The following is a 26,212-nucleotide window of genomic DNA, read 5'->3' on the forward strand; positions in this document are numbered from 1 at the left end:
CTACTTCCGCCCGTGATTTTTGTGCTTTGCAGCATGGCCTATCAGGCCGCGTCGGGTTTGCAAGCCTGCCCTTACGGCGCTACACCAAGGCTGCGGAATGACACCGGTTACCAAAAACGGGATATCCGCTAGTCGGAGGAGACGGTTGTATGAAGGCGATTTTCCTAGGCTCGGCCTGTGCGCTGATCCTGGCCAACGCGGCCGCCGCCGCCCAAGCCCCGGCTGAGCCAAGCCTGCTGTTCAAGCTTTCGGGCGATAAGGGCCTTGTGGCCGACATCGCCGCCGGCGACCCCGTTCCCAACTTCGCTGACAAGGTCACGCCGATCGACGGCAAGGCCGGCAAGGGCTTCCGCGCCGCCGACGATGGGATCGTCTCGTGGAATGCGCCGAGCAACATCCTGGCCCAACGCGGCACGCTCTCTTTCTTCTGGCGCTCGGGCTATCCGGTCGGCGTCGCGCCGTTCGTGATCTTTCGCGTCGGCTACGCCGACCACTCCAGCTGGGACATGGCGTTCCTGCGCATCGACTGGAACGGCCACGGCTTCGACGCCTTCGTCACCGACAACGGCCTCTCGCGCACCCGCGTCTCGTTCAAGGTCGACAAGAATCCCGCGCCCGACGCCTGGACGCACTTGGCCTTCACCTGGGACGAGACGACCGGCGTCCAGCTCTATGTCGACGGCAAGCTGGCGGCGAAGAAGGAAGCCAAGGCGGTCTATGACGCCGGACTCGACCAGTTCGGCGTCGCCGGCCGCGTGATCGCGCCGCACCAGGTGCAGAGCCGCTACAACTTCACGCGCGGCGGCGACCTGGACGAGCTGCGCGTGTATGACCGCGCGCTGGACGCCTCGGCCGTCGCGTCTCTCGCTCGCAACGAGACGCCGAGCCTTGCCGCGCCGGTCGCCACGCTTGAAGACCCGGCCATCCACGCCGCCTGGAAGCAGCGCTACGGCTGGAACAAGGACCTGCCGCCCGTCCTGGCTGACCCGCAGACCACGATCCGCAAGGTCGAGATTGTCGACGCCAAGGACACCAAGCAATGGATGTGGCGCGCCAATGACGGGATCTCGGAAACCACCTGGCCCGGCGTCTACAACCGTTCGCGCCTGACCGGTCGCGACGACTATTTCCAGCTGCCTGACTGGAACGTCTATGTCGACGGCGGCAAGGCCCTGACGCTGACCCTGCCCGACGAACCAATCAATCGCCTGGAGATTCAGGGCCCGGCCTACGGCGCCCTCTCCTGGTCGGCCAAGGTGGGCGAAAAGGCCGTTGGCGTTGGGAGCCGCGCCAAGGACCAGCAGCGCACGGTCACCACCCTGGCCCAGCCACTGAAGGGCGGGGTCCTGACCTTCACCAACATCGCGCAGGAAACCCCGATCCAGGAGATCTGGGCCTATAACGTCTCGGCCGGCGCCGAGCCGAAAGACGCCTTCAAGATGAGCTACACGGTCCGCGCCGAAGTGGCGCCGGACTATCTGAACCTGGCCGATCTCAACGCCTATATCGCCGGCCGCCATCCCGCTGGTGAGCGGGCCACCGTCGTGGCCATTCCGGACGCCGCGCCCACGCGCCCGCGCGCGCCCTCGGACCTGACGGGATCGCCTGCCCTTGGGGGCCTGCCGATCGTCCACGTGCTGATCCCGTCGGGCTTCGGCGACGCCCCGGCGGCCAAGCCGCTGGCTCGCAATTGGGCCTATGGCTGGGAGAATGCGCGCGACGGCCTGGATGGGATCGCCATCGACATCCCCGCCCTGCCCGGCGCCGCCGGAGCGATCATTCCCCTGAACATCCAGGTGAAGGATCCGATCTGGCCCGGCCGCAACATGATCGACGTCAGCGTGTCGGTGAAGGCCGGCGAGGCCCGCACCGTCTGGCTCGACCTGCGTGACCGCATCCTGACCGCCGACAGCCTCTATCTGACCCTCGCCGCCGGCAGCGCCGACTTCGGCCCCAAGGCCCTGGACGGCGCCAAGATCCGCCTGGTGCTGAAGGACCGCGACAAGGCCAAGGTCGAGCACATCCAGGACCGCCTGAACCAGGTGAAGGACAACTGGGCCTTCCTGGTCGAGGAGCACACCACCTCAAAACGCCAGGGCCTCTATCGCCGCCTCTACGCCGACATCTCCGACCTGCTGCGCGTCGATCCCGACAACCAGATCGGTCGCGAGTACTGGGGCGACATCACCTATGGCAGCCAGGGCTGGCCGGCGTTCGAACAGCCCAAGCCCAAGGACGACACGCCCCTCTGGGCCTTCCGCCAATTGGAAGACCTCAAGCTGGTCTCCAAGTACGTCAACTGGTGGATCGACGAGCGCCAGGCCGATTTCGGCGACTTCGGCGGCGGCCTCTCGGACGACAGCGATCTGCTGCAGCAATGGCCGGGCCTGGCGCTGATGGGCGTCCAGCCCGACAAGATCACCCACTCGCTGAATCGTCTCACCGACGCTGTCTACAAGAACGGCATGTTCACGGACGGTCTCTCGACCATCGTGACGGACGAGCTGCACGCCTACGAGGAGGGCATCAACTCCAACTCGGAGGCGATGTACGTCAACTACGGCGACCCGCTGGCGGTCGAGCGGCTGTTCACGACGGTGAAAGCCCTGCCCAAGGTGGTCAGCAAGAACCCCGCCGGCCACGTCCACTTCAACACCAACTGGTACAGCGGCAACGTCTTCTACCGCGAAGGCCCGTGGGAATGGCAGAAGCCGTACTCGTTCGGCGTCACCCATCCGTCGATCCTGATCAGCGACTTCAACGGCGATCCGACCGCGCGCGACACGGTCATCGGGCTGGCCGACGGCTATCTGGCGCATGTCCGGCCGGATGGCTCGTACCCCAACGAGATCAACTGGCGCACTGACGCCGAGCGCGGCGGCACAGTGCTGCAGGGTTCGGGCGCCGATGGTCCGTTCCAGGTGTTCTGGGCCGCCTACCGCCTGACCGGCGATCTCAAGTATCTGGTCCCGATCCAATGGCGGATTGGCAAGAACGGCCTGAGGTCGCTGCAGAACGTCAACGAGAACGCGCTGACCGAACTGAAGCTGGGCGAGGCCAACAAGGACGCCCTGGTCAAGGGCGCGGCCAAGGGCGGCGCGTTCGAACGCTACGCCGCCTGGTCGCTGACCGGCGACAAGTCGTTCCTGGAGGCGCTCTACGCCGACGAGATCCAGTGGAACGCCCAGCACATGTACATGCACACAGAAGGCCATTGGTGGTCCGACCGCGTGGAGCTGCCGTCTGACTTCCTGCAACGCACGCGCCTGGGCGGCATCGCCAACAAGCGCGCCCAGATGACGCCAGGCCATGTCGTCTCCTGGCGCTTCGACAACGCCGACGGCACGGACGTGGCGCTGCTGGTCAAGGACGCGACCAAGACCAGCTTCAAGGTCGTGGCCTACAACACGACCGACAAGCCGGTGACCGCCACCATGACCGGCTGGAACATCGCGCCCGGCCAGTGGAGTCTCTCCCAGGGTCTCGACGCCAATGGCGACGACGCCATCGACGGCGCGGCCCAGAGCCGTTCGGTCGCCTTCGAGCGCAGCCTGGGGACCCAGGTCGTCCTGGCCCCGCGTCAGACGACGGTCATCGACATGAGGCTGACGACTGCGGGTGACGATCCGGCCAAGCGCGCCGATCTCGGCGTCGGGCGCGGGGACGTGACGGTGAAGGGCTCGACGGTCACCGCCGTCGTCCACAGCCTGGGCGCCCAGGACGCCGCGGCGGCCAAGCTCGAACTGGTCGACGCCTCGGGCAAGGTGCTGGCCAGCACGCGGACGCCGGCCCTCAAGGCGCCGCGCGACCTGCTGCCCAAGACGGCTTCGGTGAAGCTGAAGATTCCCGCCGGCGTGAAGGCCCAGGGCCTGCGGGTGCGGATCGTGACCACCCAAGCCCAGAACACCGGCCTGAACGACGAGGTCATGCTGCCATGAAGAAAGCTCTCGCCCTGATCGTCGTGGGCCTCTCCTTGGTCGGCGCGCCCGCCATGGCCCAGACAGCCGCGCCGCCGGCTTTGGCGCCCGCTGTTCATCCGGCGTATTCCGCGCGGGTGATCACCCTGGCCGAAGCCAAGTCGGTGGTCGCCGCCGCCGAGGCCGAAGCGCGCAAGAACGGCTGGTCCATGGTCATCACCGTGGTGGAGTCCAACGGCGCGGTCGTGCTTTCCGAGAAGATGGACGGCGCGCAGTATGGCTCGCTCGAGGTGGCGCTGAAGAAGGCCCAGACCGCCACCAACTTCCGCCGCCCGACGTCCTATTTCCAAGACGCGGTGAAGGCCGGCACGCTGAACGCCATCTTCACCGGCGCCACAGCCCTAGACGGCGGCGAGCTCTTGCTGGCGGACGGCAAGATCGTGGGCGCCATCGGCGTTTCCGGCGGTTCGACCCCACAGGACGGAGCCGTCGCCCGCGCGGCCGCCGCCACGCTCAAATAAGCGACTTCAGATAGGCCCGGAACGCGGCCATGGTCATCAGACGGGCGGGGTCGGCCAGGGCCCCGCCTGGGTCGTTTTTGCGGGTCGGCGCCACCTCGTCATGACCGAACACGCGATCCAGGCTGAAGGTCGCCGGAAAGGTCTTGGCCAGATACAGGCACAGGTTCGTCAGCGCCTCGAACTGGTCGAAACTGTAGGGCAGATAGGTCCCCGCCTTGATGTTGCCGTCCGCCGTGACAGTGCGGACCTCCGAGGCCACGTACCATTCGTCGTGGATAGACTTCCTCTGGCAGCGCCCGCGCGAGTCGAGCACCACATTGCCAGTCGCGTCGCGCACCGCGTTGAACCAGGGGCAGAAGATCCCGTCTTCCTGCGCCTCGTACAGGCGGCCAGGGTTGTTCATCTCGACACCGACATAGTAGCGCGAGACGCCGGTTCTCTGGGTGAGGGGGCACTGGCTGACGCCAGCATGCGAGCCCCACTCGCTCCATTCGAAATTCTCGGGCAGGAAGATCGTCCCCGTGCGGCTGATCTCGCCATAGTGGAAGCCGTTGGCCTGGCCCGAGCGCATCATGTCCAGCGACCGGGTGTCGGAGTCCTCCACGCCGTTGCCCGCCTTCCTGATGCGGTAGGCGTCGAAGTGGACGATCAGACCCTCAAGGCCGTGAGGTCGCCGTCCCTGGATCCTATGACGCACGCCGGCGGCGATCTTGAAGCGCGGTGGGACATAGTCATGGAGGTGTCGGCGGTCCGGACGGTCGGCGTCTTCTTCCACGAGCGGTTGGAAGTCTCGGCAGCCGCCCGCCCAAACATACTCGCCGCCGCCCAGGTCGAACCACTGGCTGACGCCGGAGACGAGGTCGCCAGTAATGGAGTTTCTGACGGGAAAGCGCGTCCCTGCCTCGACGACCCGTGCCTTGGGCGAGTTGGTGCGCGGCTTGTCGCGCCGGACGTTCAACCGCCCGGCGGCCTCGACCATTCCTCGCCCTGATGGAAACGGATCAACCATGCCGCGGCCCCCTCTAGCGCTCCAAAGCGCCTAACGGGAAAGGCGGATGATTGCAATCTATGAGAGACTAAACCGCTTAAGAAAACTCACGCGCGAACATCGCTTCGTACCCGGCGATCATCTCTTCGGCCTCCGGCGCCACCAGACGCGCCACAGCGGCGGCGAAGGTCACCGGCGCCAGGCCCGAGGCGCTGACCACCTTGCCGTCCGTCACCGCCTTGGTCGTGTCGACATAGTGCTCAGATCCGGCGTAGCCTGGGACCACGCCCTCCAGCCAGTCCTTGCCGTTCGAGGTGTGCTTACGGCCTTCGAACAGGCCAGCGCGCGCCAGGGCCGTCGTCCCTGCGCAGATGCCCGCCACCGGCTTGCCGTCCGCGAAGGCTTGGCGCAGCAGCGCGGTGACCGCCGGGGCCTCGCCCTCCGACCACGCGTCGCTGCCGATCAGGATGAAGAGGTCGGCGTCGCTCAGCACCGGATCGTCGAACCGATAGTCGGCGGCGGCCAGGATTCCGCCGATCGAGGTCTCCGGATCGCCGGTCGGGGTGGCGATCTCGATCTGGACCTTCAGATGCTCGCGCAGCAAGGCCAGCACCGCGCCGGCCTCCCAATCGGCCCAGCCCGGTTGCAGAAAGGCGACGGCGACGGTCATGGGACGCTCCTGGTTCTACCGCTGGCGCGCGTAAGCGCCTACATTAGCTGTCATGACAGACGCAGCCATCCTTTCAACCGCCGGCTTCGATCTCACGCCGCCGACGGAGCCCGAACGCGAACGCCTGGAGGCCGACCTGACGGCCGAGGAGGCGCGCGTCCTCCTGCACCACGGCACCGAGGCGCCGTTCTGCGGCGGCCTGCTGGGCGAGAAGAACCCCGGCGCCTATTGCTGCCGCCTCTGCGGCCTGCCGCTGTTCAAGCACGAGACCAAGTTCGAGAGCGGCACGGGCTGGCCCAGCTTCTACGCGCCGTTCGCCGAGGACCATGTGGTCGGGGTGCGGGACACCTCATACGGCATGGTCCGCATCGAGACCCGTTGCGCCCGCTGCGACAGCCACCAGGGCCATGTCTTCCCCGACGGCCCCGCGCCGACGCGGCTGCGCTACTGCATCAACTCGGTGTCGCTGCAGTTCGTGAAGTCAGGCGATCCTTTGCCCGATCCCTTGCATCGCGGCGATCAGGTCGCTTAAGGCGAAACGGTGGTCTCGCCCCAGCTTTTCTCAATTCCTATTGAATTCATATGAATTGAGTCGAGACCCCGAAAGGAGCCATGTGCGCTCGACGGCCCCCCGTTGACCCGAGCGCATCATGACCCCCGCCCCGCACACTTTCGAAACGCCGCGTCGCCGCGGTCGCGACGACACCGACGGTCCGCCGATCCTGATCGTTCCGGGTCTCTACAATTCGGGCCCTGATCACTGGCAGACCCATTGGGAGCGCGAGCTGCCCAACGCCGAGCGGGTCGAGCAGCAGGATTGGGAGCGTCCCCTGCTGGGGGATTGGACGATCAGCCTGGCCGAGGCCGTGCGACGGAGGCCGGGCGCGATCCTGGTGGCCCACAGCCTGGGCTGCGCCCTTGTGGCGCACTTCGCCCAGGTGACCGGCGGACGTGGTGTCGGCGGGGCGATGCTGGTGGCGCCGGCCGACGTCAATCGTGAGGGTCCGGCGGGCCGCCTGCTGGTCGGTTTCTCGCCGATCCCGCGTCAGCGCCTGCCCTTCCCCACCCTGGTCGTCGCCAGCCGCAACGACCCCTATGTCGAGATCGAGCGCGCCGAGGCCTTCGCCCGCGGCTGGGGTTCGACGTTCGTCGACCTGGGCCGCGCGGGCCACATCAATGTCGATTCGGGCCATGGCCCCTGGCCGAAGGGTCGCACGCTGCTCAAGGGCTTGATCGACCAGGTCGAGGCGACGCGGCGGATCTAGAAGGTGGTTTCGACCGCCACCGGCGCCCAGGCCTCAAGCTCGGCGAGCAGCCGTTCGGCGTGACCGCGGACCATGTCGACCGCGTCGGCGCCCAGTTGCAGACGCAGGGGCGTGACGTCGGCGGCCAGGGCCTTGGCGATCGCTCGCGCGGCCTTGGCCGGATCTCCCGGCTGGGTGTCGTGCATGGAGTGGGCGAACTCCCGGGTCGGGCCGACCGTCTCGGCGTAGGCCGGGTTGGCCGGCATGTGCCGCATGGCGCCAGACGCGAGATTGGTGCGGAACGCCCCGGGTTCGACGATCAGCACCTTGATGCCGAAGGGCGCGAGCTCTCCGGCCAGCGCCTCGGACATCCCCTCCAGCGCGAACTTGCTGGCGCTGTAGGCGCCGAAGCCCGGCATCGAAAGCTGGCCGCCCAGACTGGAGATGTTGACGATCGCTCCCGACCCTTGAGCCCGAAGCGCGGGCAACGCGGCCTGGGTGACGGCGACGGCGCCGAAGAAGTTGGTCTCCATCTGGGCGCGCAGTTCGGACATGGGCGTCTCCTCGACCGCCCCGACGACGCCGTAGCCGGCGTTGTTGACCAGCACATCGATCCGGCCGAAGCGATCGAGCGCCGCCCCTACGGCCACCTCGGCGTCGCCGGCCTTGGTGACGTCCAGCGGCTGGGCCAGAACCTGGCCGGGTGCCTCGGCGGCGAGCGCCGCCAGCTTGTCGATGCTTCGGGCGGCGGCCACCACCCTGTGTCCCTGGCCGATGGCGTAGCGAGCGAAGGCCTCGCCGAATCCGCTCGAGGCCCCAGTGATGAACCAGACTTGCTCGGACATGCGCGTTCTCCCGTTCCATCCGCTGGGCGCGGGCGCACGCTGAACGAGTCTTTTGGGGCGCGCTACCGCGCCGGCCTAAGTCCGCAGTAACGCCTCCGGCGCCAACCCGCGCGGCGTGAAGCGCGCCTCGCGCACCGCGCCCTTGAAGTAGTCGATCTTGTTCATCCGCGCGCCGATCGACGATCGCCCCCGCCCTTGCGGCGTGAAAGCGATATCCGCCTCGCCCTGCAGCTGGCCGTTCACGAATGCGCGGTACGTCTTGCCGTCATAGCTCTGGGCGACCCAGTACCACTGGCCCACGGGGAACAGCTTGTCCTGGAACAGCAGAGTCTGCTTATACCCTGGTCCCGTGGTGAAGGCGTCGAGGCTCCAGGCCTGGCCGGTCACCCGAATCTCGAACAGCATCCGCGTGACCGACGGCGGCGCGCCGGGCGAGGGGTCCTCCTCGTTCAGGTGGAACCACCGCTGAGCGAAGATCCCGCCGTCGGGTCGGAACAGCGCCTCGAAGGTGAACTGCGACATGCCAGCCAGAGGGTGACGGTCGATGACCAGCCGGTCGTCCACGCCGTCGAACTGCACGGCCCTGCCATAGGGACTGTCGATCAGCCGCGGATCGCCCTCGACGGTGGTCGCCACGCCGCCGATGTTCGTCAGCCGGTCGAAGGTCCAGCGCATCTGGTCGGGCGCATCACGCGGCGGCCTGCGCCCCATGGCCGCGGCGGGGAGCGTTGCGGACAGGGCGCCCAGCCCGCCGAGAACGACTCGCCGTGCGATCGGTCGCGAAAGGTCGCCTGGCCCCTTCAAGGCGGTCATGTCGTCTCCTCCCCAGCGCTTACTGACACCGGTATCAGCGCAGATGCTGAGACGACACCGGGGCTTTTTCAAGCCGAATCCGGGGCTCGATTTTCAAGGGAAGATAGAGTTGGTGCGGGCGGTCGGGGTCGAACCGACACTCCTTTCGGAACCGGATTTTGAGTCCGGCGCGTCTACCAGTTTCACCACGCCCGCAGGCTTCGCAACGCGAAGGGTGGTCTTCCTAGCAGGCGTCGCCGGTGAATTCCAGTCTCGCGAAGACCGGTCTAGCATCGAAAATCACGGAGATTCCCGATGCTGACGCCCGGCCCTCGCAACCTGATCACCGATGTTCCCGGCCTGACCGTCGGATGCGTCGAGGACGAAGCCGTCCGGACCGGCGTGACGGTCCTGCTTTGCCCCGAGGCTTGGACGGCGGCGGTCGACGTTCGCGGCGGCGGGCCGGCGGTGCGGGAGACCGACACCCTGCGGCCCGAAAACAGCTTCTCTCGCGCCCACGCCATCTGCCTGTCAGGAGGCTCGGTGTTCGGCCTCGGCGCGGCCGACGGCGCGGCCATCGCCCTCTCGGCCCGCGACATGGGGGTCAAGCTGGCGGCGGACTCGCCGGCGATCCCCATCGTGCCGGCCGCGGCGCTGCACGATCTGGGCAATGGCGGCGACAAGGCCTGGGGGCTTTCCCCACCCTATCGGGAGCTCGGCATGAAGGCGGTCGAGGCCGCCCGGGTCGACTTCCCGCTCGGCGCCGTCGGCGCGGGCCGCGGGGCCATGGCCGGCGTGATCAAGGGCGGTCTGGGCTCGGCGTCGCTGGATCTCGGCGGCGGCCTGATCGTCGGCGCGCTGGTGGCGGCCAATCCGGTGGGCTCGGTCTATATGCCCGATGGCGAGACCTTCTGGGCCTGGCCGTTCGAGATCGACGAAGAGTTTGGCGGACGTCGCCCCGGCGCGATGCCGACGGCGATTGAGCCGATGCCCGACGACACCAAGCTTGGGGCGATGGGTCGCCTTCGCCCTGGCGCGAACACCACGCTCGCGGTGGTGGCGACCACCGCCGACCTCAGGACGGCCGAAGCTCAGCGCATGGCGATGATGGCGCATGACGGCATGGGCCGCGCGATCCGCCCAGCCCACACGGCGTTCGACGGCGACATCGTCTTCGCCCTGGCTTCGGGCGCCGCGGCGCTGGGCGAAGGACCGGGGCGCGCGGCCGCCCTTTCACGCCTTGGCTCGGCGGCGGCGGACTGCCTGGCCCGGGCGATCGCGCGCGCGGTGTTTGAAGCTAGGGAGGCGTGATCGTCTCACCGCCGGCCAACTGGATGGCGGCGGTTTCGAGATGGCTCAGAAGGCGCTTGAACGTCGCGACCTCGCTCGGCGCCAGACCCGCCAGCAGCGTGGCCTCGTAGGCGAGCGCCAGGGGCGCGATCTCGGCGAACAGCCGGCGGCCGGCGGCCGTCAGCTCCAGGGTGTGCGACCGACGGTCGGAGCGCACCGTGGTGCGGGCGATGAGGCGACGAACCACCAAGTCTTGCGCCGCGCGGCTGACGCGAACCTTGTCCATCGCCGTGCGGGTGACGGCGGCGTGCGGGGTCAGCGCGCCTTCGGCCAGAACGGACATCAGCCGCCACTGCGGGATGGTGAGACCGAACCGGTCCTCGTAGGCGCGGGCGATCAGGCGACTGACCGCCGCCGATGCGGTGGCCAGGCGATAGGGCACGTAATCGGAAAGACTGACACCGGCTTCGGGCGCATCCGGCGCGCCCGGGGTAAGCGGAGAGACCGTAGCGGTCATGTCCCGTTCCTTTCGTCCTCCCAGGCGCGACCGCCTTGAAGGAGCGGCCTTCGCCAGTCCATCCGCGCTTGCCGGACCCTGGCGTTTCGGTCCGTGCGCGTCTTGATCTGAGCGTGGCCGGCCCGGGTCACAATGCCCCGCGGCGCCCACCCCCGCGAAGAGACAGTTTCGCACGCCCCGTGGGCAGAGAATAGCTGCCTCGCCTTCCTGAGTGGCGTTCTTATGCCTCGGCGGGCCTGAAATACGCGTTTTTGTCTTAGCGCGGCCCGAGTCAGCTCCGGCTCCCGTCCGCCTAGACGGCCCGCGGGATCATCGCCGAAGCTCTCGCGCCGTGATCATAACGCGACGGGCCGCCATAGACGGCGACTTCGCAAAGGATGTCGCCGCCCTCCTCGGCCGCCCAGATGTAGCTGCGCTCCACCTCGACATAGCGGCCGGCGGGCGAAATTCCCTCGAAGGTGTCCCCCCAGGGGACGATTCCGCGCAGATCCTGCCACCGCAGGGTCATGGCCCGCGAAAGCTCGTCGCGGGCCATCGCCTCGAGATCGGGATCGTCCGCCAAGCCCCTAGCCTTCGGCGGTGTCGCGGAAATAGGCCTCGACGTCGCCCTGCAGCTTGATGGTCATCGGGTTGCCCTTGCGGTCCAGCGTCTTGCCGGCCGCGACGCGCACCCACTTCTCGCTGATGCAGTATTCCTCGACATTGGTCTTCTCGACGCCCTTGAAGCGGATGCCGATGCCGCGTTCGAGCAGATCGGCGTCGTAGTAGGGGCTGTCGGGGTTGACGGAGAGGCGGTCGGGAGGCGTGTCGCTCATGGTCTTCCAACTTGGATGCGGGCGCGCGGCCCGTGTCTTGGCCGGCGGTGATACCCACGAAACGCAGAAAGTCCAAATCGAACGCCGCGCGCCGTGGCCAGCCTAGGTCTGCTGGTCGTCCTTGATCGGGTCCGCCGCTGAAACCACGCCGTCCTCGTTGGTGTCGTGGTGGGTGAACATCCGCCAGCCGGAATAGTCGAACTCGGCCCGGGTGATCGCGCCGCTCTTGTCGCTATCCAGGACGTGGAAGCGCACGTCGGTCTGACGCATCTGGCGCTCGCGCTCTTCTTCCTTCTTTTCGGCCGTCCGGTCCGAGGCCAACAGCTTCTTTTCAAGGCGCGCCTTAAACTCGGCGACATACTCGGCCTGGGACAGCACGCCGTTCTTGTCGGTGTCGGTGTTATTGAACTGGATCGCCCGCGTGGCGGCGTACTCGTCCTTGGTGACCACGCCGTCGCCGTTCTGATCCTGCTCCTTGATGAAGGTGTCGCGCGCGTGGGAGGCGGCGCTGGCCGGACCGGCCAGCAGCGAGGCGAAAAGGGCCGCCCCGGTGAAGAAGATGCGGGTGTTCATGGCGTGTCCTTGGCTTAGCGGAGGGATTCGAACGTCAGGGCGTAGGTGTGGCTCTGGCCGGGCTGGCCCGGCCCCGCTGAGGCGACGCGGTGACGGGCCTGGACCTGGTAGACGCCGGAGCGCTCGACCTTGATCGCCACAAGGCCCTTGGCGTCTGTGGTGAAGGTCTGGGGCGGGGCCTTGGCGTCGGCGTAGCGGTCATCGGCGGCGCTGAGCGTCACCCTCAGGCCGGGCAGCGCTTTGCCGTCGAACAGCGCTTCGAACACCGCCGGCTGGCCGGTGACGATCTTGCTGGGATGCGTGATCGGGCGGAACTCAAGCCCCTTCCCCGTCGGCGCAAGCGCCGCGTCGCTGGGCGCCCCGCGCGTCACATAGACGTCGGCGGTCGTGATGCTCTGCATGTCGATGGCGTCGGCCGGCGCCTTGCCGCCCTCGAAGAACTTCCAGTCACCGTCGACCAGGGCGGCCTTGGCGACACGACCAGCGCGTTGACCGGTCGTGATGCGGTAGGTGCCGGGCTTTTCCGTCACGACCTCGGCGATCGCCAACTGACGCAGATAGGTCGGGGTCAGAGGCGTGCGGACGCCGTCGGGGCCGATCACCGCGTAGGCGTCCGACTTCATCACGACCTCGGGCGTGAAGAAGCTCTCGGTGAAGGCCCCCTCCACCGTGACCAGGGTGCGGTCGGAGGCGTCGAACACGCTAGGCAAGAGATAGGGCGAATGGGCTTGGGCGGCCGTCGCGGCCAGGCCCAGCAGGAGCGCGCCGCCCAGCAGGCCGGCGCGGAGAGAACGGATCATCGACGACATCCCTGACGCCGCCCAAAACGCGGCGACCTCGACTTATTGCGATTAGTTCTGAGAATCAATTGCAAATAGCTTGACCAGGCGAGGACCGCCCTCTACCCCGTCGCCATCAATTGCGAATGGTTCGCATAAACCATCGAAGGGGATATCGATGTCTCGCCTGAAGCTGGCCGCCCTGGCGGCCGCCTCGACCGCCGCCCTGCTCGCCTCGTCCGCCCAGGCTGCCGACAACGCCTCGGTCCCGAGCGACGCCACCGAGGTCGACAAGGTCACGGTGACGGCCACCCGCTCGGAGAAAACGCTCTCGCAAGCCCCGGCGACGGTTAGCGTGATCTCGGCCGACGAGATGGAGGACGGGCTGGTCAAGGACATCAAGGACTTGGTCCGTGACGAGCCTGGAGTCGCGGTGCGCACCGCCCCCGCCCGCTTCACCGCCGCCGGCGCCTCGACGGGGCGCGACGGAAACGCCGGCTTCAATATCCGGGGCCTCGAGGGCAATCGCGTGCTGATCGTGGTCGACGGCGTCCGTGTGCCGGACGGCTTCGCGTTCGGGGCCCAGTCGACCGGACGCGGCGACTACGTGGATCTCGACATCCTCAAATCCGTGGAGATCGTTCGAGGCCCGGCCTCGGCGCTCTATGGCGCGGATGGTCTGGCCGGGTCGGTCAGCTTCATCACCAAGGATCCGTCGGACATCCTGAAGCCCGGGCAAAATGTCGCCGGCCGCGCTCGCGTGGCTTACGCCTCGGCCGATGAAAGCTGGAGCGAGAGCCTGGTCCTGGCCGGTCGGAGCGACCGCTGGGAGGCGCTGCTGGCCTACACCCGCCGCGACGGCGAAGGCCAGAAGACGGCGGGGACCAACGACTCGGCCAACACCGACCGCACCACCGCCAATCCGGAGGACAACAAGTCCAACGCGGTGCTGGGTAAGCTGATCTACAGCCCCAATGACCACAATCGCTTCCGCCTGACCGTCGACCACTTGGACCGCGACGTCGACTGGACGGTGCTGTCGGCGATCGCCAAGCCGCCGCTGGCCTCGACCAGCGTGCTGGGCCTGACCGCCTTCGACCGCATGAAGCGCGATCGCGTCAGCCTCGACCACCGCTTCGACGGCGGCCAAGGCCTTATCGAAGCCGCGCAGACGACGCTGTACTGGCAGCGCAGCAAGACCCGCCAGTTCTCCGCCGAGGACCGAAACACCGCCGCGGACCGGACGCGGGACGCGACTTTCGACAACCGCGTGTTCGGCGCGGGCGTCGAGCTGCACAGCCGCTTCGAGACCGGCGCCCTAAAGCATGACGTGGTGTGGGGTGGCGACGCTTCGATCACCCGCCAGCAGGGCACGCGGGACGGCACGGTCCCGCCCGCCGGCGAGACCTTCCCAGGCAAGGCCTTCCCCACCACCGACTTCACCCTGGGGGGCCTCTATGTCCAAGACGAGATCACGGCGGGGCCGGTGACGATCTATCCGGCCGTCCGCTTCGACTACTACAAGCTGGACCCGAAGGCCGACCCGCTGTTCACCACGACTACGTCGGGCCAAAGCGATACGCACCTGAGCCCCAAGATCGGCCTGGTCTGGGACGCGACCGAGTTGGTGACCCTGTTCGCCAACTTGGCGGCCGGCTTCAAGGCCCCGTCGCCGTCTCAGGTGAACACCGGCTTCGCCAACCTCGTGTCGAACTACAAGTCGGTTTCGAACCCCAACCTGAAGCCCGAGACCAGCCGCACCCTGGAGGCCGGCTTCCGTCTGCATCGCGGGGGCTGGCGCGTCGCCGTGACGGGCTTCACCGGCGAGTACGATGACTTCATCGAGCAGGTGCAGGTGTCGGGGAACTTCACCGCCGCCAATCCTGCCGTCTACCAGTACGTCAACCTGTCGGGCGTGAAGATCAGCGGCGCCGAGGCCAAGGGTTCGTTCGACCTCGGCGCAGGCTTCACGGCCAAGGCGGCGGTGTCCTACGCCCGCGGCGCGTCTCGAACCAACGGCGTCAACACGCCGCTGACGTCGATCGATCCGGTGAAGGTGACGGGCGGCGTCAACTACCGCGCGCCCTCGGGCAAGTTTGGCGGCGAGCTCAGCGTCATCCATTCGGACCGCAAGTCGGCCGGCCGGGCGGGCGTGACCTGCGCCGGAACAAGCGGCAGCTCGGCTTATAACTGCTTCATGCCGCCCTCGTTCACGGTCGCCGACCTCACCGCCTGGTGGGCGGCCACGGACGCTGTGACGGTCCGCGCGGGCGTCTTCAACCTGACCGACGAAAAGTACTGGTGGTGGAGCGACATGCGTGGCCTGGCCGACAACTCCACCGTCAAGGACGCCTACAGCCAGCCTGGCCGCAACTACAGCGTCTCCCTCGCGCTGAAGTTCTAGGCCGTGGAGGCGGCGCGCGCGGACGGGAAGCCGCGCGCGCCCCGTGAGCGAAGAGGTCAAGTCCACGCCCCGATTCGCCAGGATCGGGGCGTTCGTTCGTTCGGATGCAAGATAGCCGCCAAAACCGCTTACACTTTTGGCGATCTCCCTTTAGCTACGGAGCCTCACCTCACTCGGAGTTCGCATGCTGCGTCGCCTTTACGACTGGGTCATGGGCTTGGCCGCCTCCCGCCACGCTCCCACCAGCCTCTTCGCGGTATCGTTCGCCGAGAGCTCGTTCTTTCCGATCCCGCCGGATGTGATGCTGGCGCCGATGTGCCTGGCCAAGCCCGAGAAGGCCTGGCGCTACGCCCTGATCTGCACCATCGCCTCGGTGTTGGGCGGCTGCCTTGGTTATGCGATCGGCTTCTTCCTGCGTGACTTCGGCCTCTGGATCATGGCGGCGACGGGGCATTCCGGCGGGCTGGAGCAGTTCCAGTGCTGGTACGGCAAGTACGGCGTCTGGGTGATCTTGGCCAAGGGCCTGACCCCGATCCCCTACAAGCTGGTCACCATCGCCTCGGGCCTGGCCGCGTTCAGCTTCCCGATCTTCATCGTCGCCTCGACCCTGACCCGCGGCGCGCGCTTCTTTCTCGTGGCCTTCATCGTCAAGAAGTTCGGCCCCGCCCTGCTGCCGGTGGTCGAGCGCCGCCTGGCCCTGTTCGCCGGAATCTTGATCGCCCTCATTGTCATCGGCCTGACCGCGAGCCATTTCATTGGCGGTAGCGGAAACGGCGGAGCCTGCGTGGCATGACGAACGACAACGTCGGCAACCCGGCGAGCGGGCTGGTGAGCCGGGTTTATGACCTGGTCACGCGCCACTGGCCGCTGCTGGCCTTTCTGTCCAGCGCCTTGCTGCTGGCCATCGCTCATGCGTTCGAACGCTTCGGCGGCCTGGCGCCGTGTCATCTGTGCCTGAAGCAACGCGAAATCTACTGGGCCGCCGGCGCCGTCGGCCTGATCGCCGTTGTTCTGCAGCGCACGCCCTTGTGGCCGCGCCTGCGACTGCCGGCCAACCTGCTGCTGGGCGCGCTTTTCCTTTATGGCGCGGGCCTCGCGACCTATCACGCCGGCGCCGAGTGGAAATGGTGGCCCGGCCCCTCCAGCTGCTCCGGCGCCGGCCAAGCCGCCGCCGCCAACCTTGAGGCGATGCTGAAAGGGACCGCGAAGATCAAGGCGCCCGCGTGCGACAAGGCCGCCTGGGTGTTCCTGGGCCTGTCCATGGCCGGCTGGAACGTCCTGATCTCCCTGAAACTGGCCGTCTGGTCCGTCCTGGCGGCGCTTCGCAAGTCGGAAGCCTCCGCATGAGCAAGCCCACGCCCCCTCGCCCCGGCATGGGCGCCCAGAAGACTCGCCTGGGCGAGATCCTGCGCGTCGACCAGGCCGGCGAACTGGCCGCCGTTCACATCTATCGCGGCCAGGCGGCGGTGATGCGGAACGCGCCGGGCCGCGAGAGGATCGCCGAACAGCTCAAGGAGATGGAGGGCCACGAGCAGGTCCACCTCACGCGCTTCAACGACCTGCTGACCGAGCGCGGCGTGCGCCCGACCCTGATGTCGCCGATCTGGCGCGCGGCCGCCTTTGCGCTCGGCGCCGGCACGGCCCTCATGGGCGACAAGGCCGCGCACGCCTGCACCGAGGCTGTCGAGTCCGTGATCGAGAAGCACTACGCCGGCCAGATCGAAGAGCTAAAGGACCGCGATCCGGAATTGGCCGCCGAACTCTCCCAGTTCCGCGACGACGAGCTGGCTCACCGAGACCTGGCCGTGGAGGAAGGGGCTCGCGAGGCGCCCGGCTACCCGGTGCTCAGCGCCGTGATCCAGGCCGGCTGTCGAGCCGCCATCAAAATCAGCGAAAAGATCTGAACCCGGCGCTTGGCGCCGCCGGAGCCCAAGCCTACCGATGCTCCAACACCTTCGCGTTGGGGAGTCGCCCATTTTGTCCGTCCGTATCCGCGCCGTGGCCGCTTGCGCCGCGTCTCTGCTCGCCCTTTCCGCCGCGAGCATGGCGCCCGCCGCCGAGCCCCTGAAGACCAGCGCCCTTTCCCTGGAGACGGGCGGTCCGATGCCCGCCGAGCAGCAGGCCCTGGCCTTCGACCACGCGGACCTGAAGTTCAAGATCCTGCCCGACAAGAAGGCGATCGAGGGCGAGGCGACCCTGACCTTCACGGCCAAGTCGCCGTTGGACAAACTGGTCCTCGACTTCGACCGGGTGTTCGCGATCAGCAAGCTGACGATCGACGGCAAGCCGCTGAAGCCCTCGGCCTGGACCAATCCCGAAGGCCGCATGACCATCACGCTTCCCAAGCGCGTGGCGAAGGGAAAGAGGGTCACCGTGGCCGTCACCTACGCCGGCGTCCCGCTGGAAGCCAAGCGCGCGCCGTGGGACGGCGGCTTCGTGTGGAGCAAGACGGAGTCCGGCGAGCCCTGGATCGCCACCGCCGTGCAAGGCGACGGCTGCGACATCTTCTGGCCCTGCATCGACTACCCGACCGGCGAGCCCAAGCTCGTCGATCTGCACATCACCGTGCCAGCTCCGCTGGTCGCGCCCGCGAACGGCGTCTTCCTGGGCATGACCGAGAAGGATGGCTGGCGCACCTACAACTGGCGCGCCAAGGCCCCCAACACCTACGCCATCGCCCTTGACGTCGGTCCCTACGAAGAGCTGACCGCCACCTACAGGAGCCGCTACGGCGACAGCTTCCCGATGTCGTTCTGGTATCTGAAGGGGCGCGCCGAGAAGGCCAAGGCCCTGTTCGCGGAGTTCACGCCGATGCTGGACTTCTACGAGCAGATGATCGGCCCCTACCCGTTCCGGGACGAGAAGATGGGCGTGGTCGAGACCCCGCACCTGGGCATGGAGCACCAGACCATCAACGCCTACGGCAACGAATACCGCAAGGACGTTTATGGCTTCGACTGGCTGCTGCAGCACGAGTTCGCGCACGAATGGTTCGGCAACCAGCTGACCAACGCCGACAATGACGACATGTGGCTGCACGAAGGCTTCGGCAGCTACATGCAGCCCTTGTTCTCGCAGTGGCTGCACGGCGACATGGAGTACATGGCGCGCCTGAACCAGATGCGCGTCGACAGCAAGAACCGCTTCCCGATCGTCTCGGGCCGACAGCTCAAGGAAGACGAGGTCTATAACGGCGATCGCGGTCCCGGGAACGACATCTACTACAAGGCCGCCAACGTCCTGCACACGCTGCGGGCGCTGGTCGGCGACGAGGCGTTCTTCAAGATCACCCGGATCGCCGTCTATGGGACCCCCGACCCCAAGCCCGGCAATTTCTCGCCGCGCTATCTCGGCACCAAGGACTTCATCAAGATCGTCAACGAAGTGACCGGCAAGGACTACGGCTGGTTCTTCGACATCTATCTGTACGAGGCCCAGCCGCCGGAGCTTCTGCAGGCCCGGGAGGGCGATGATCTCGTGCTGTCCTGGAAGACGCCCAAGGACAAGCCCTTCCCGATGCCGGTCGAGGTGCAGGTCGGAGACAAGATCGTGACCGCGCCGATGGCCGGCGGAAACGGCCGCATCACCGTGGGCCCCGCCGTTCCGGTGATCATCGACCCCGCGTCAAAGGTCCTGCGCCGTCAACCTTATCTTGAAAATTACCAAGCCTGGAAAAAAGCCAAGGACGAAGCGGACAAGGCCGCAGCGGAGGCCAAGAAGAAGGCCGCGGGCGGATCAAAATAAGACTGTCGAGGACATGACGAGGGTCGAAAAGGTTATGATCGGCTAACCGCGTTCGTTCACCAGTTGGCGTAACCTTCACCTTAAAGACGAGGACGCCATTTGGAGATCCTCGCATGTTCCTCAAGCCCGCCCACATCGTTCCCGTGGCCCGCGCCGTCCTCGTTCTGGGCGTTCTGGCCGTGGTGGCGTTGACCCTCGGCCCGTTCGCGGGCGCGGAGGAAATCCTCGGCATGAGCGACAAGGTCGCTCACGCGTTCGCCTTCGGCGTCCTGCTGATGATCGCGTTCTTCGCCTTCCCGTTCCGTCGTCGCTTCGACATGATGCTCATCGCGCTGGCGATCGGCGCTGGCGTCGAGATCGCCCAGACCTACGTCGCGCGCAGCAGCAGCCTGGTCGACTGGGTGGCTGACGCGGTCGGCATCTACGCCGTCTACGCGATCAGCATGATCGAACGCTGGCGCTGGATGATCCGCGAGCAAGGCGCCCTGACCTTCGCCGAGATCGCCGCCATGGACGCGCGACGCGCGTCGCGCCGCGCTCATGTCGCTTTCGAACCGCAGGACGGCTCGGCGGAAGCCGCGAACTTCGCCGAGCGCGCCTCGCAACGGTTCCCCGCTCGCTAATCAGGTGATGCGTTTGACGCTGACCGGGTCGCTGCTCGGAAAGCTCTCCTCCAGCCCTTCGTCCAGCAAGGCTTCCTGACGGTTTTCCGCCGTCTCGACCTTGTCGGCGAGCTGGTCATGCTTTTCACCCTCGCGGAGCGGTTTTTCCGCCTCGCGGGCGTGAGGCGCGTCGAATGACTTGTCCTCGCGCCGGATCTCGGCTTCAGCCGCCATGTCGGCGGTCGACGCGGAGGTTCCGTGGGTGAAGTGTCGGTCCTCGCCCTTGTGGGTGTCGGGTCGGGTCATGGCTTGTCTCCGATGGCTTTAGGCCTCGGAGATAAAACCCTGCCGCCAAGGTTCCGGTTGCATCGAAACCCCAATTGGCGGCTCAGGCTTCCAGCTCGATGTCCCAATACAAATAGTCCAACCAACTGACGTGCAGCCTTCCCGGCGGGAAGCGTCGTCCGCGCTCCTGCAACTCGTGCATCGAGGGCCGGCGCGCGTGGTGGTAGGGCTGCATCCCCGCCTCCCGCGGCGTACGACCGCCCTTGCTGAGATTGCACGGCGCGCAGGCGGTGACGATGTTCTCCCAGGTCGTGCGTCCGCCTCGCGAACGCGGGATCACATGGTCGAACGTCAGGTCCTCCGTCGAGCCGCAGTACTGGCAGCTGAACGCATCGCGCAGGAACAAATTGAAGCGGGTGAAGGCCGGCGGACGCTCTTGCGGGACGTATTGCTTCAGCGCCACGACGCTGGGCAGCCGCATCTCGAACGACGGCGAATGGACGACCTGATCGTAACTCGCAACGACATCGACCCGGTCCAAGAACACCGCCTTGATCACCTCCTGCCACGGCCAGAGGGACAGCGGATAGTAGCTGAGCGGCCGGAAGTCTGCATTGAGCACGAGGGCCGGCATGCCCGACGGCGGGCGTGTGAGGACCTGCATCAGATCCTCCCTTCGAGGCGAGCGCATGGACGCCCTGGGCCTCGGCTGAGGGGGTACGCGACAGGACTGAAGACGGGCCTCCTTCCTACGCTAATTCAGGGAATCGCCATTCATTCCCGAACGCGAGGAAAGCATGAGCCAGATCGGCCACAGAACCAAGACATCTGTCGCGATGCTTCAGAAAGGCGCGATCTCCCGCCGCTTCACCGCGCCGTAGCAGGCCCAAAGCAGATGCGCGGCGACGCCCCGGTAGGGCCGCCACAGCTCGGCGCGCCGATAGGCTTGTTTCTCATTGGGGCGGACCTCCGCCCGGTCCATCCAACGCATCGCTTCCTGCAACGCGACGTCGCCGCCGGGGAACATGTCCAGCCGGCCCTGGGTGAACATCAGATAGACCTCGGCCGTCCAGCGGCCGATCCCGGTGATCGCGGTCAGGGCGGCCACCGCCTCATCGTCGGGAAGCCCCGGCAACGCGTCGAAATCGCAGGTCCCCGAGACGTGCGCCTCGGCGATAGCGCGGGCGTAGCGCGCCTTGGGCCGCGAAAGGCCCAGAGAAAGCAGGTGGGCGTCCTCGTGAGCCAACACCGCCTCGGGCGTCATATCGGGCAGTCCCGCTTCCACGCGCGACCAGATGGCCGCCGCCGAAGCGAGCGAAACCTGCTGCTGTACGACCATTTTCAAAAGGCCGGGGAAGCCGCCCAGGCCGACACGCCAGTCAAACGACGGGGTCACCGCGTCGATCGCCGCCAAGGCGGGATCGGCGTCGGCCAGGGCCTTTCGGGCTTCCAGAAGAGCGTCAGCGGTCGGCGGAACGAACATCGTCCGCAGGTGGCGTCGCGCCGCGGGAAAGGCAATCCGAAACTTGCGGTCTAGGCGATCGCGGTGATCTCGATCTCGCCGCCGGGCGCGGGCGCGGTCTCGCCCACGGCCTTGCCGAGAAGCGCTCTGGCGATCGGGGCGATATAGGAGACCGAGCCCTTGGCCGGATCGGCTTCGTCCTCGCCCACGATGCGGAAGGTCTGCACACGCCCGTCCTCGCGCTCGAAGGTCACGCGGTCGCCGAACTGCGCGACGGTCTTGGCCGGGTCGCGCTCCATCAGCTGGGCTGTGGCGCGACGCGCCGACCAATAGCGCAGGTCACGCGTGGCCCGCGCCATGGCGGTGCGATCACCGTCGGCCGCGCCTCCGGCGCTCTGGGCGGCGGCGTAGGCCGCGCGCGCCGAGGCGAGCTCGGCCTCGATGTGGGCCAACCCTTCAGCCGTCACGAGGTTGGGATGGGAAGAGATCGGGCGATCCGGGAGATCGGCCGCGAAGGCCTCGCTGTCGCCCTCTTTGGTGAAGGCGACGCTCATGGCCGCTCAGAAGTCTGGATCATTAGATTCGCCTACGACGCGCGATGGGCGGCGTCGAAGGCCTAACGCGTCCTCGTCTGGTTAGCTCCCCCGGCGGGCGGCTTCAAGACACGGACGCGGCGGCGGGGGCCGAAGGCCGCCCGCCGATCGCGAATGGATCGTCTACAGAACCACGCCGGCGACAGCCGCCGCGACAGCCAAGGCGATAACCAGGAAATAGCCGCCCGCAAGGCGGTCAAAGGCGCTTTCAAAAGCGTTCAAGGAACGAAGCATGGTGTTGCCCCTCATGCATGGCCTACGTCCGGGTCCACGTGGACCATTGGCCGCCCTCAGGGCCAAACCAATCTGGACGATGCTTAGATAGCACCAATCTGAACGCCGTCAAGATGATCTTTACAGCGTTTGGATGAAATTTTAGAAAGCTATGGTTAGAGTGAGGCCGATGACCACCGCGACCGTCGAATCCCGCCCCTATCACCACGGCGACCTCAGCCGCGCGCTGGTCGACGCCGCGCGCAAAATCCTCGAGACCGACGGGCCCGCCGCCTTGTCGCTGCGGGCGGTGGCGCGCGAGGCGGGCGTCAGTCCCGCCGCGCCGTATCACCACTTCAAGGACAAGGCCGAACTGCTCGAAGCCGTCGCCCATGAGGGTTGGGTCGAGCTGGACCACGCGCTGTCCAAAGCCCGCGCCGCGACGGAGAATCCTGGCGAGCGGATGAGCAACCTGGGCGTGGCCTATGTCTGCTTCGCCCGCGACAATCCCGCCCTCTATCGCGTGATGTACGACTGCTCCCGCGACAAGGACGCCCTGCCCGACCAACTGAAGGAAGGCGGCGCCTATTGCCAGGTGCGCGACACCCTGGCCGAGCAGTCCAAGACCCCGTTGGCCGAGATGGACCTTGAGCTGGCGACGATCGCCGGCTGGTGCGCGGGCCACGGCTTGGCCGAGATGATCGGTTTCAAGCAGTTCGCGCACCTGAAGGAAGTGCTGGGCGGCGAGGAAGCCTTCCTGCGCGCGGTGTTCCAGCACCTGGGCATGTTCGCGAAGTTCGCCGACTAGGCCCAATCGTGACCTTCGTCACCCGGTTCGCCCCCTCGCCCACGGGCCACCTGCACCGCGGCCACGCCTATTCCGCGCTCACCGCCTACGAAGCGGCCCGCGTCGACGACGGCCGTTTTCTTCTGCGGATCGAAGACATCGACGTCACCCGCAGCCGGCCGGAATACGAGACCGCGATCCTGGAAGATCTGGCTTGGCTCGGTCTGTCGTGGGAAAGCCCCGTGCGGCGCCAGTCCGAACATCTGGCCGACTACCACGCCGCGATCGAGAGTCTGCGCGCGCGCGGCCTCGTCTATCGCTGCTTCAAGACCCGCAAGGAGATCGACATCGGCCGCGCTCCGCACGAGCCGGCCGTCGCCTATGTCGGCGCGGCGCTCCCACCGGAAGAGGAAGCCCAGCGCCTCGCCCGCGGCGAGGCCTTCGCCTGGCGATTGTCGTTGGCGGCCGCGCGGGCCGCGCTGGGCGGCTTTGAGGGCCTGACCTTCATCGAGGAAGGGTCTGGACCGAACGGCGAGACGGGCCTGATCCAGGCGCGCCCCGAAACCGCGGGCGACATCGTCCTGGCCCGCAAGGACGTTGGCGTGGCCTATCACCTGGCCGTCGTCCACGATGACGCCCTGCAGGGCGTCAGCCACGTGATCCGAGGCCACGACCTTTTCGAAGCGGCGCACATCCAGCGCCTACTGCAAACCCTGTTGGATCTGCCGGCGCCAATCTACCGCCACCACGGCCTGCTGGTCGGTCCGGACGGCAAGCGCTACGCCAAGCGGGACAAGGCCCAGACCCTGCGGGAGCTTCGCGCGGGAGGCGTCAGTCCCGCAGCGCTCCGAAAGGAGCTCGGTTTTGGCTGATCAGACCTTCCCAGCCTGCTCGACCAACTGGCCCATGGCCTGAAGGTAGCTGGCGAACGCCCCTCTTCCGGCCTCGGTCAGGCGCACGCGGGTCAAGGGTTTCCGGCCGACGAAACTCTTGTCGATGGCGACGTAGCCGGCGTCTTCGAGCTTTCGCAGGTGAACCGAGAGGTTGCCCTGGGTGACGTCGAGCAGGTCCTTCAGTTCCGTGAAGTCCGCGACCTCGGCGCTGGCGAGATAGGCGACAATCCCCAGCCGCACCCGACCATGGATGACGTCGTCCAGCCCACTGATGTCGAACTTGGCGCCCACGGATGGTCTCAGGGCGCCGGACGCAGGGCTTGGCGCATCATGTGGAAGCCTGGGACCATCATGAACGCAAAAAGCCCAAGGCCGGCGATCAGCAGATAGAGGTCCGGGCGATTGATCAGAAGCCCCATCGCCACGCCCGCCACAAGCCAGCCGGCTGAGACCAAGGCCATCCAGGCTCGCTTACGCAGACTGAAGACGACAAACCACACCGCCCCCTGCACGACGAACACCACCGCCGGATGGAATAGCCAGTACTTGAAGTCGTGGTTGCGCACCGCCGCCGCCGCGAAGATCACGATCAGAGCGAGGTTCGCCAGACCGGTCGCGGAGAAGGCCGCGCTGACCGCGCGATTGGCGGCGCCGACCTGCGGTCGCTTGCGGTCGATGACGATCACCACGGTCATCAGGATCAAGAAGATCAAGGTGGGCAGCCAGCCCAGCAGCAGATTGCCGAGGGGCGGCATGACCAGCACCCCCTTCACCTGAGCGAAGTGGCCCAGGGTCTGCACCCCGTAAAGCAAGCCCGCCGAGCCATAGAGGCCCGCGCCTGGCGCGCCGAGACCACCGCGCTCGCCGCCGCCTTCAGCGATCGTGCGCAGGAACGCCAGGTCGTCGCGGACCGTCTTCAGTTCGTCGTTCATGCCGCTTCCTTCTAGGACATCATGACGGCTCACAGGATTCGTCCCAACAGCGGCATGCGGCGCAAGGCCATCGTCGCCAGCCAGCCCAGCGCCACCGCGCCGGCGAAGACGACAATCCCTTTGACTAGACCGCCCCAGGCTTGGGGAAGCAGAAGCCAGGCCAGCCACGACGTAAAGACGTAGTGGGTCAGATAGAGGCCATAGGCGTTAGCCTGCAGGCTGCCCCCGACCGGCCCCGTGCGGCGGACGAAACGCAGGGCGACCGCCAGCGCCGCGAAGCATAGCGTCGCGCAAGCCAGGGCGAAGCTCAGCCCGCCCGCAAGATCCAGCACCGCTCTAGATGGCGGATTGGGCGAGAACGCGATGACCAGGATGACCATGGTCGCGACGATCGGCGGGATCGGCGCCAGGCACCAGAGCCGCCAACGCCGGGCGAGCTTGCCCTCCGGGTCTGTCAGCCCCTGCCCCACGCCCGCCGCGCCGACAGCGATCCCCGCCAGGAAGTAGACGAAGTAGTGGCCGATCCGCGCGGTCTGGACAGCGAACGGACCAACCAGGGTCCAGTGGCCGAACGGCGTCGTCATCACCAAAGGCAGGTAAGCCAGGGCGCTCACAGCGGCGAGGCCCCAGAAGAAGCGCGCGGGCTTGCGATCCGCCCCCTTCGCCAGAGCGCCCAGCTCTTCCGCGACGCCGGGGAACAGCGCATGGAAGCCCGCCACCACCGCGCCAAAGGCCAGCAGCACCCAAAGGAACCAGGCCGGACCGCTCGGCCAGAATGGCAGGTGAACCCAGGCCTGCGCGAAAGCCGGCAAGGACGCCGCGCCGCCCGACTGCAGCCACGCCGGAAAATAGGCTAGCGGCGCCAGCAGCGCCGCGCTGAGCAGGAACGGAACGCCCAGCCTTAGTGCTCGTGCCTTCAGAAAGCCGCCCGCCCCCTTCGCCCGCAGGCCGCCTGCGACGAAGACGCCGGAGATGAAGAACATCAGCGACATGAAAAAGAGGTCGTTGACCAGTGTCAGCAGCCCGAACGGAGCGAATTTCTGCGGGTCCACGACCGGAAAGGCCGTCCACAGGATCGGCTGGGCGTCGAACGCTTTCGGCGGCGGCGCGTACGGATTGTAGATCAGCACCGTGTGGTGGGCGACGACCAGCAGGGTGACGAAGGCGCGGAGCCCGCCGATCGGCGCATTGCGAGCGCCATCGCGGCTATTCGGCGAACTTTCCAGGGCCTTGAGCGGCGCGTGCATGACAGAGCCTCCTCCTCGAATTGGCCGCACCATGCATCAACTTGTTTGTTTTGTAAACTTGTCTATCAGCGACACCCTGATGTCGGCCGCTGCGCTCCC

General features: G+C 67.1%; 29 protein-coding genes, 1 tRNA gene and 1 pseudogene. 13 read left to right on the top strand and 18 right to left on the bottom strand.

What is annotated here, in order from left to right; genetic code table 11:
• Positions 1–19: 19 nt before the first annotated feature.
• Positions 20–3,938 (top strand): annotated as a pseudogene (locus tag CSEG_RS14175) (LamG-like jellyroll fold domain-containing protein).
• Positions 3,935–4,438, top strand: coding sequence for a GlcG/HbpS family heme-binding protein (locus CSEG_RS14180; protein WP_013079930.1), 504 nt, complete (start codon positions 3,935–3,937; stop codon positions 4,436–4,438). Before CSEG_RS14175 ends, CSEG_RS14180 begins: the two are co-directional and overlap by 4 nt.
• On the opposite strand, the gene CSEG_RS14185 is transcribed toward CSEG_RS14180, so the two are convergent.
• Both CSEG_RS14185 and CSEG_RS14190 read right to left on the bottom strand, forming a co-directional pair.
• Positions 4,431–5,447, bottom strand: coding sequence for an N-acetylmuramoyl-L-alanine amidase (locus CSEG_RS14185; RefSeq protein WP_083778404.1), 1,017 nt, complete (start codon positions 5,445–5,447; stop codon positions 4,431–4,433). The genes CSEG_RS14180 and CSEG_RS14185 overlap by 8 nt on opposite strands.
• Positions 5,448–5,523: 76 nt before the next feature.
• Positions 5,524–6,096, bottom strand: a complete 573-nt coding sequence (locus CSEG_RS14190; RefSeq protein WP_013079932.1) for a type 1 glutamine amidotransferase family protein — start codon at positions 6,094–6,096, stop codon at positions 5,524–5,526.
• 52 nt (positions 6,097–6,148) lie between these two features.
• On the opposite strand from CSEG_RS14190, the gene msrB reads away from it, so the two are divergent.
• Positions 6,149–6,628, top strand: a complete 480-nt coding sequence (msrB, locus tag CSEG_RS14195; RefSeq protein ID WP_013079933.1) for a peptide-methionine (R)-S-oxide reductase MsrB — start codon at positions 6,149–6,151, stop codon at positions 6,626–6,628.
• Positions 6,629–6,746: 118 nt separating this feature from the next.
• Positions 6,747–7,361 carry an alpha/beta hydrolase gene (locus tag CSEG_RS14200; RefSeq protein WP_013079934.1) on the top strand — a complete coding sequence of 205 codons (615 nt, stop codon included), beginning with the start codon at positions 6,747–6,749 and terminating at the stop codon, positions 7,359–7,361.
• Here the strand turns inward: CSEG_RS14200 and CSEG_RS14205 are convergent.
• From CSEG_RS14205 to CSEG_RS14215, 3 genes are all read right to left on the bottom strand, one after another.
• Positions 7,358–8,185 (bottom strand): oxidoreductase, encoded by an 828-nt coding sequence (locus CSEG_RS14205; RefSeq protein ID WP_013079935.1) that lies wholly within the window; start codon positions 8,183–8,185, stop codon positions 7,358–7,360. The two genes, CSEG_RS14200 and CSEG_RS14205, sit on opposite strands and share 4 nt — an antisense overlap.
• A 75-nt stretch (positions 8,186–8,260) precedes the next feature.
• Positions 8,261–8,998: a LamG-like jellyroll fold domain-containing protein gene (locus tag CSEG_RS14210; RefSeq protein WP_013079936.1), complete on the bottom strand. Its 738-nt coding sequence runs from the start codon at positions 8,996–8,998 to the stop codon at positions 8,261–8,263.
• A 110-nt stretch (positions 8,999–9,108) separates the two neighbouring features.
• Positions 9,109–9,193 (bottom strand) — tRNA-Leu (locus tag CSEG_RS14215).
• Between the two features lie 99 nt (positions 9,194–9,292).
• Between CSEG_RS14215 and CSEG_RS14220 the strand changes: the two genes are divergently transcribed.
• Complete coding sequence (locus tag CSEG_RS14220) at positions 9,293–10,288, top strand: P1 family peptidase (protein ID WP_013079937.1); 996 nt, start codon at positions 9,293–9,295, stop codon at positions 10,286–10,288.
• Here CSEG_RS14220 and CSEG_RS14225 read toward each other — a convergent pair.
• The 5 genes from CSEG_RS14225 to CSEG_RS14245 all read right to left on the bottom strand — a co-directional run bounded on the left by CSEG_RS14225 (position 10,275) and on the right by CSEG_RS14245 (position 12,972).
• Positions 10,275–10,784: a MarR family winged helix-turn-helix transcriptional regulator gene (locus CSEG_RS14225; protein WP_013079938.1), complete on the bottom strand. Its 510-nt coding sequence runs from the start codon at positions 10,782–10,784 to the stop codon at positions 10,275–10,277. The two genes, CSEG_RS14220 and CSEG_RS14225, sit on opposite strands and share 14 nt — an antisense overlap.
• Before the next feature lie 292 nt (positions 10,785–11,076).
• Positions 11,077–11,319, bottom strand: a complete 243-nt coding sequence (locus CSEG_RS14230; RefSeq protein ID WP_041538652.1) for a hypothetical protein — start codon at positions 11,317–11,319, stop codon at positions 11,077–11,079.
• A 31-nt stretch (positions 11,320–11,350) separates the two neighbouring features.
• The gene (locus tag CSEG_RS14235) at positions 11,351–11,599 is read right to left on the bottom strand and encodes a DUF3297 family protein (RefSeq protein ID WP_013079940.1); all 249 of its coding nucleotides are present in this window, start codon (positions 11,597–11,599) and stop codon (positions 11,351–11,353) included.
• 102 nt (positions 11,600–11,701) lie between these two features.
• Positions 11,702–12,172, bottom strand: coding sequence for an EF-hand domain-containing protein (locus CSEG_RS14240; RefSeq protein ID WP_013079941.1), 471 nt, complete (start codon positions 12,170–12,172; stop codon positions 11,702–11,704).
• A gap of 14 nt (positions 12,173–12,186) precedes the next feature.
• Positions 12,187–12,972, bottom strand: a complete 786-nt coding sequence (locus CSEG_RS14245) for a DUF4198 domain-containing protein (RefSeq protein WP_013079942.1) — start codon at positions 12,970–12,972, stop codon at positions 12,187–12,189.
• Between the two features lie 157 nt (positions 12,973–13,129).
• On the opposite strand from CSEG_RS14245, the gene CSEG_RS14250 reads away from it, so the two are divergent.
• The 6 genes from CSEG_RS14250 (at position 13,130) to CSEG_RS14275 (ending at position 19,722) form a co-directional block, all read left to right on the top strand.
• Complete coding sequence (locus CSEG_RS14250; protein WP_013079943.1) at positions 13,130–15,355, top strand: TonB-dependent hemoglobin/transferrin/lactoferrin family receptor; 2,226 nt, start codon at positions 13,130–13,132, stop codon at positions 15,353–15,355.
• A 184-nt stretch (positions 15,356–15,539) separates the two neighbouring features.
• On the top strand, positions 15,540–16,148 hold the full coding sequence (locus CSEG_RS14255) for a YqaA family protein (protein ID WP_013079944.1): 609 nt from the start codon (positions 15,540–15,542) through the stop codon (positions 16,146–16,148).
• Positions 16,145–16,702 (top strand): disulfide bond formation protein B, encoded by a 558-nt coding sequence (locus CSEG_RS14260; protein WP_013079945.1) that lies wholly within the window; start codon positions 16,145–16,147, stop codon positions 16,700–16,702. The genes CSEG_RS14255 and CSEG_RS14260 overlap by 4 nt, the downstream gene beginning before the upstream one ends.
• Positions 16,699–17,259, top strand: coding sequence for a demethoxyubiquinone hydroxylase family protein (locus tag CSEG_RS14265; protein ID WP_013079946.1), 561 nt, complete (start codon positions 16,699–16,701; stop codon positions 17,257–17,259). Before CSEG_RS14260 ends, CSEG_RS14265 begins: the two co-directional genes overlap by 4 nt.
• Before the next feature lie 37 nt (positions 17,260–17,296).
• A complete protein-coding gene (locus CSEG_RS14270; protein WP_167535133.1) occupies positions 17,297–19,099 on the top strand; it encodes a M1 family metallopeptidase in 1,803 nt (600 codons plus the stop codon).
• Between the two features lie 113 nt (positions 19,100–19,212).
• Positions 19,213–19,722, top strand: coding sequence for a VanZ family protein (locus CSEG_RS14275; RefSeq protein WP_013079948.1), 510 nt, complete (start codon positions 19,213–19,215; stop codon positions 19,720–19,722).
• Here the strand turns inward: CSEG_RS14275 and CSEG_RS14280 are convergent, their stop codons facing one another.
• The 5 genes from CSEG_RS14280 to CSEG_RS14300 form a co-directional block, all read right to left on the bottom strand.
• Positions 19,723–20,007 carry a hypothetical protein gene (locus CSEG_RS14280; RefSeq protein ID WP_013079949.1) on the bottom strand — a complete coding sequence of 95 codons (285 nt, stop codon included), beginning with the start codon at positions 20,005–20,007 and terminating at the stop codon, positions 19,723–19,725.
• 82 nt (positions 20,008–20,089) lie between these two features.
• Entirely contained in the window at positions 20,090–20,653 is a 564-nt protein-coding gene (locus CSEG_RS14285; RefSeq protein ID WP_083778479.1) for an HNH endonuclease, read from the bottom strand.
• Between the two features lie 174 nt (positions 20,654–20,827).
• Positions 20,828–21,469, bottom strand: coding sequence for a DNA-3-methyladenine glycosylase family protein (locus CSEG_RS14290; protein WP_013079951.1), 642 nt, complete (start codon positions 21,467–21,469; stop codon positions 20,828–20,830).
• 50 nt (positions 21,470–21,519) lie between these two features.
• Positions 21,520–22,002: a transcription elongation factor GreA gene (greA, locus tag CSEG_RS14295; protein WP_013079952.1), complete on the bottom strand. Its 483-nt coding sequence runs from the start codon at positions 22,000–22,002 to the stop codon at positions 21,520–21,522.
• Positions 22,003–22,164: 162 nt separating this feature from the next.
• Complete coding sequence (locus CSEG_RS14300; RefSeq protein ID WP_013079953.1) at positions 22,165–22,275, bottom strand: hypothetical protein; 111 nt, start codon at positions 22,273–22,275, stop codon at positions 22,165–22,167.
• 169 nt (positions 22,276–22,444) lie between these two features.
• Here CSEG_RS14300 and CSEG_RS14305 point away from each other — a divergent pair, with 169 nt between their 5' ends.
• A complete protein-coding gene (locus tag CSEG_RS14305; protein ID WP_013079954.1) occupies positions 22,445–23,062 on the top strand; it encodes a TetR/AcrR family transcriptional regulator in 618 nt (205 codons plus the stop codon).
• An 8-nt stretch (positions 23,063–23,070) separates the two neighbouring features.
• Positions 23,071–23,913: a tRNA glutamyl-Q(34) synthetase GluQRS gene (gene gluQRS / locus CSEG_RS14310; RefSeq protein WP_013079955.1), complete on the top strand. Its 843-nt coding sequence runs from the start codon at positions 23,071–23,073 to the stop codon at positions 23,911–23,913.
• Here gluQRS and CSEG_RS14315 read toward each other — a convergent pair whose 3' ends face one another.
• Genes CSEG_RS14315 through CSEG_RS14325 form a run of 3 tightly spaced genes read right to left on the bottom strand, consistent with a single transcriptional unit; the run spans position 23,914 to position 26,113 of the window.
• On the bottom strand, positions 23,914–24,225 hold the full coding sequence (locus tag CSEG_RS14315; protein ID WP_013079956.1) for a winged helix-turn-helix domain-containing protein: 312 nt from the start codon (positions 24,223–24,225) through the stop codon (positions 23,914–23,916). It lies immediately after the preceding gene.
• Positions 24,226–24,233: 8 nt separating this feature from the next.
• A complete protein-coding gene (locus CSEG_RS14320; RefSeq protein WP_013079957.1) occupies positions 24,234–24,866 on the bottom strand; it encodes a hypothetical protein in 633 nt (210 codons plus the stop codon).
• A 29-nt stretch (positions 24,867–24,895) separates the two neighbouring features.
• Positions 24,896–26,113 (bottom strand): acyltransferase family protein, encoded by a 1,218-nt coding sequence (locus tag CSEG_RS14325; RefSeq protein WP_013079958.1) that lies wholly within the window; start codon positions 26,111–26,113, stop codon positions 24,896–24,898.
• Positions 26,114–26,212: the final 99 nt, after the last annotated feature.

Source organism: Caulobacter segnis ATCC 21756 (assembly GCF_000092285.1).
GTDB lineage: Bacteria > Pseudomonadota > Alphaproteobacteria > Caulobacterales > Caulobacteraceae > Caulobacter > Caulobacter segnis.

What these genes read in the sequence shown, in the direction of transcription:
- CSEG_RS14180 (WP_013079930.1), top strand. Translation starts at nt 3,935, where the DNA reads ATGAAGAAAGCTCTCGCCCTGATCGTCGTGGGCCTCTCCTTGGTCGGC.
- CSEG_RS14185 (WP_083778404.1), bottom strand. Translation starts at nt 5,447, where the DNA reads ATGGTTGATCCGTTTCCATCAGGGCGAGGAATGGTCGAGGCCGCCGGG.
- CSEG_RS14190 (WP_013079932.1), bottom strand. Translation starts at nt 6,096, where the DNA reads ATGACCGTCGCCGTCGCCTTTCTGCAACCGGGCTGGGCCGATTGGGAG.
- msrB (WP_013079933.1), top strand. Translation starts at nt 6,149, where the DNA reads ATGACAGACGCAGCCATCCTTTCAACCGCCGGCTTCGATCTCACGCCG.
- CSEG_RS14200 (WP_013079934.1), top strand. Translation starts at nt 6,747, where the DNA reads ATGACCCCCGCCCCGCACACTTTCGAAACGCCGCGTCGCCGCGGTCGC.
- CSEG_RS14205 (WP_013079935.1), bottom strand. Translation starts at nt 8,185, where the DNA reads ATGTCCGAGCAAGTCTGGTTCATCACTGGGGCCTCGAGCGGATTCGGC.
- CSEG_RS14210 (WP_013079936.1), bottom strand. Translation starts at nt 8,998, where the DNA reads ATGACCGCCTTGAAGGGGCCAGGCGACCTTTCGCGACCGATCGCACGG.
- CSEG_RS14220 (WP_013079937.1), top strand. Translation starts at nt 9,293, where the DNA reads ATGCTGACGCCCGGCCCTCGCAACCTGATCACCGATGTTCCCGGCCTG.
- CSEG_RS14225 (WP_013079938.1), bottom strand. Translation starts at nt 10,784, where the DNA reads ATGACCGCTACGGTCTCTCCGCTTACCCCGGGCGCGCCGGATGCGCCC.
- CSEG_RS14230 (WP_041538652.1), bottom strand. Translation starts at nt 11,319, where the DNA reads ATGGCCCGCGACGAGCTTTCGCGGGCCATGACCCTGCGGTGGCAGGAT.
- CSEG_RS14235 (WP_013079940.1), bottom strand. Translation starts at nt 11,599, where the DNA reads ATGAGCGACACGCCTCCCGACCGCCTCTCCGTCAACCCCGACAGCCCC.
- CSEG_RS14240 (WP_013079941.1), bottom strand. Translation starts at nt 12,172, where the DNA reads ATGAACACCCGCATCTTCTTCACCGGGGCGGCCCTTTTCGCCTCGCTG.
- CSEG_RS14245 (WP_013079942.1), bottom strand. Translation starts at nt 12,972, where the DNA reads ATGATCCGTTCTCTCCGCGCCGGCCTGCTGGGCGGCGCGCTCCTGCTG.
- CSEG_RS14250 (WP_013079943.1), top strand. Translation starts at nt 13,130, where the DNA reads ATGTCTCGCCTGAAGCTGGCCGCCCTGGCGGCCGCCTCGACCGCCGCC.
- CSEG_RS14255 (WP_013079944.1), top strand. Translation starts at nt 15,540, where the DNA reads ATGCTGCGTCGCCTTTACGACTGGGTCATGGGCTTGGCCGCCTCCCGC.
- CSEG_RS14260 (WP_013079945.1), top strand. Translation starts at nt 16,145, where the DNA reads ATGACGAACGACAACGTCGGCAACCCGGCGAGCGGGCTGGTGAGCCGG.
- CSEG_RS14265 (WP_013079946.1), top strand. Translation starts at nt 16,699, where the DNA reads ATGAGCAAGCCCACGCCCCCTCGCCCCGGCATGGGCGCCCAGAAGACT.
- CSEG_RS14270 (WP_167535133.1), top strand. Translation starts at nt 17,297, where the DNA reads ATGCTCCAACACCTTCGCGTTGGGGAGTCGCCCATTTTGTCCGTCCGT.
- CSEG_RS14275 (WP_013079948.1), top strand. Translation starts at nt 19,213, where the DNA reads ATGTTCCTCAAGCCCGCCCACATCGTTCCCGTGGCCCGCGCCGTCCTC.
- CSEG_RS14280 (WP_013079949.1), bottom strand. Translation starts at nt 20,007, where the DNA reads ATGACCCGACCCGACACCCACAAGGGCGAGGACCGACACTTCACCCAC.
- CSEG_RS14290 (WP_013079951.1), bottom strand. Translation starts at nt 21,469, where the DNA reads ATGTTCGTTCCGCCGACCGCTGACGCTCTTCTGGAAGCCCGAAAGGCC.
- greA (WP_013079952.1), bottom strand. Translation starts at nt 22,002, where the DNA reads ATGAGCGTCGCCTTCACCAAAGAGGGCGACAGCGAGGCCTTCGCGGCC.
- CSEG_RS14300 (WP_013079953.1), bottom strand. Translation starts at nt 22,275, where the DNA reads ATGCTTCGTTCCTTGAACGCTTTTGAAAGCGCCTTTGACCGCCTTGCG.
- CSEG_RS14305 (WP_013079954.1), top strand. Translation starts at nt 22,445, where the DNA reads ATGACCACCGCGACCGTCGAATCCCGCCCCTATCACCACGGCGACCTC.
- CSEG_RS14320 (WP_013079957.1), bottom strand. Translation starts at nt 24,866, where the DNA reads ATGAACGACGAACTGAAGACGGTCCGCGACGACCTGGCGTTCCTGCGC.
- CSEG_RS14325 (WP_013079958.1), bottom strand. Translation starts at nt 26,113, where the DNA reads ATGCACGCGCCGCTCAAGGCCCTGGAAAGTTCGCCGAATAGCCGCGAT.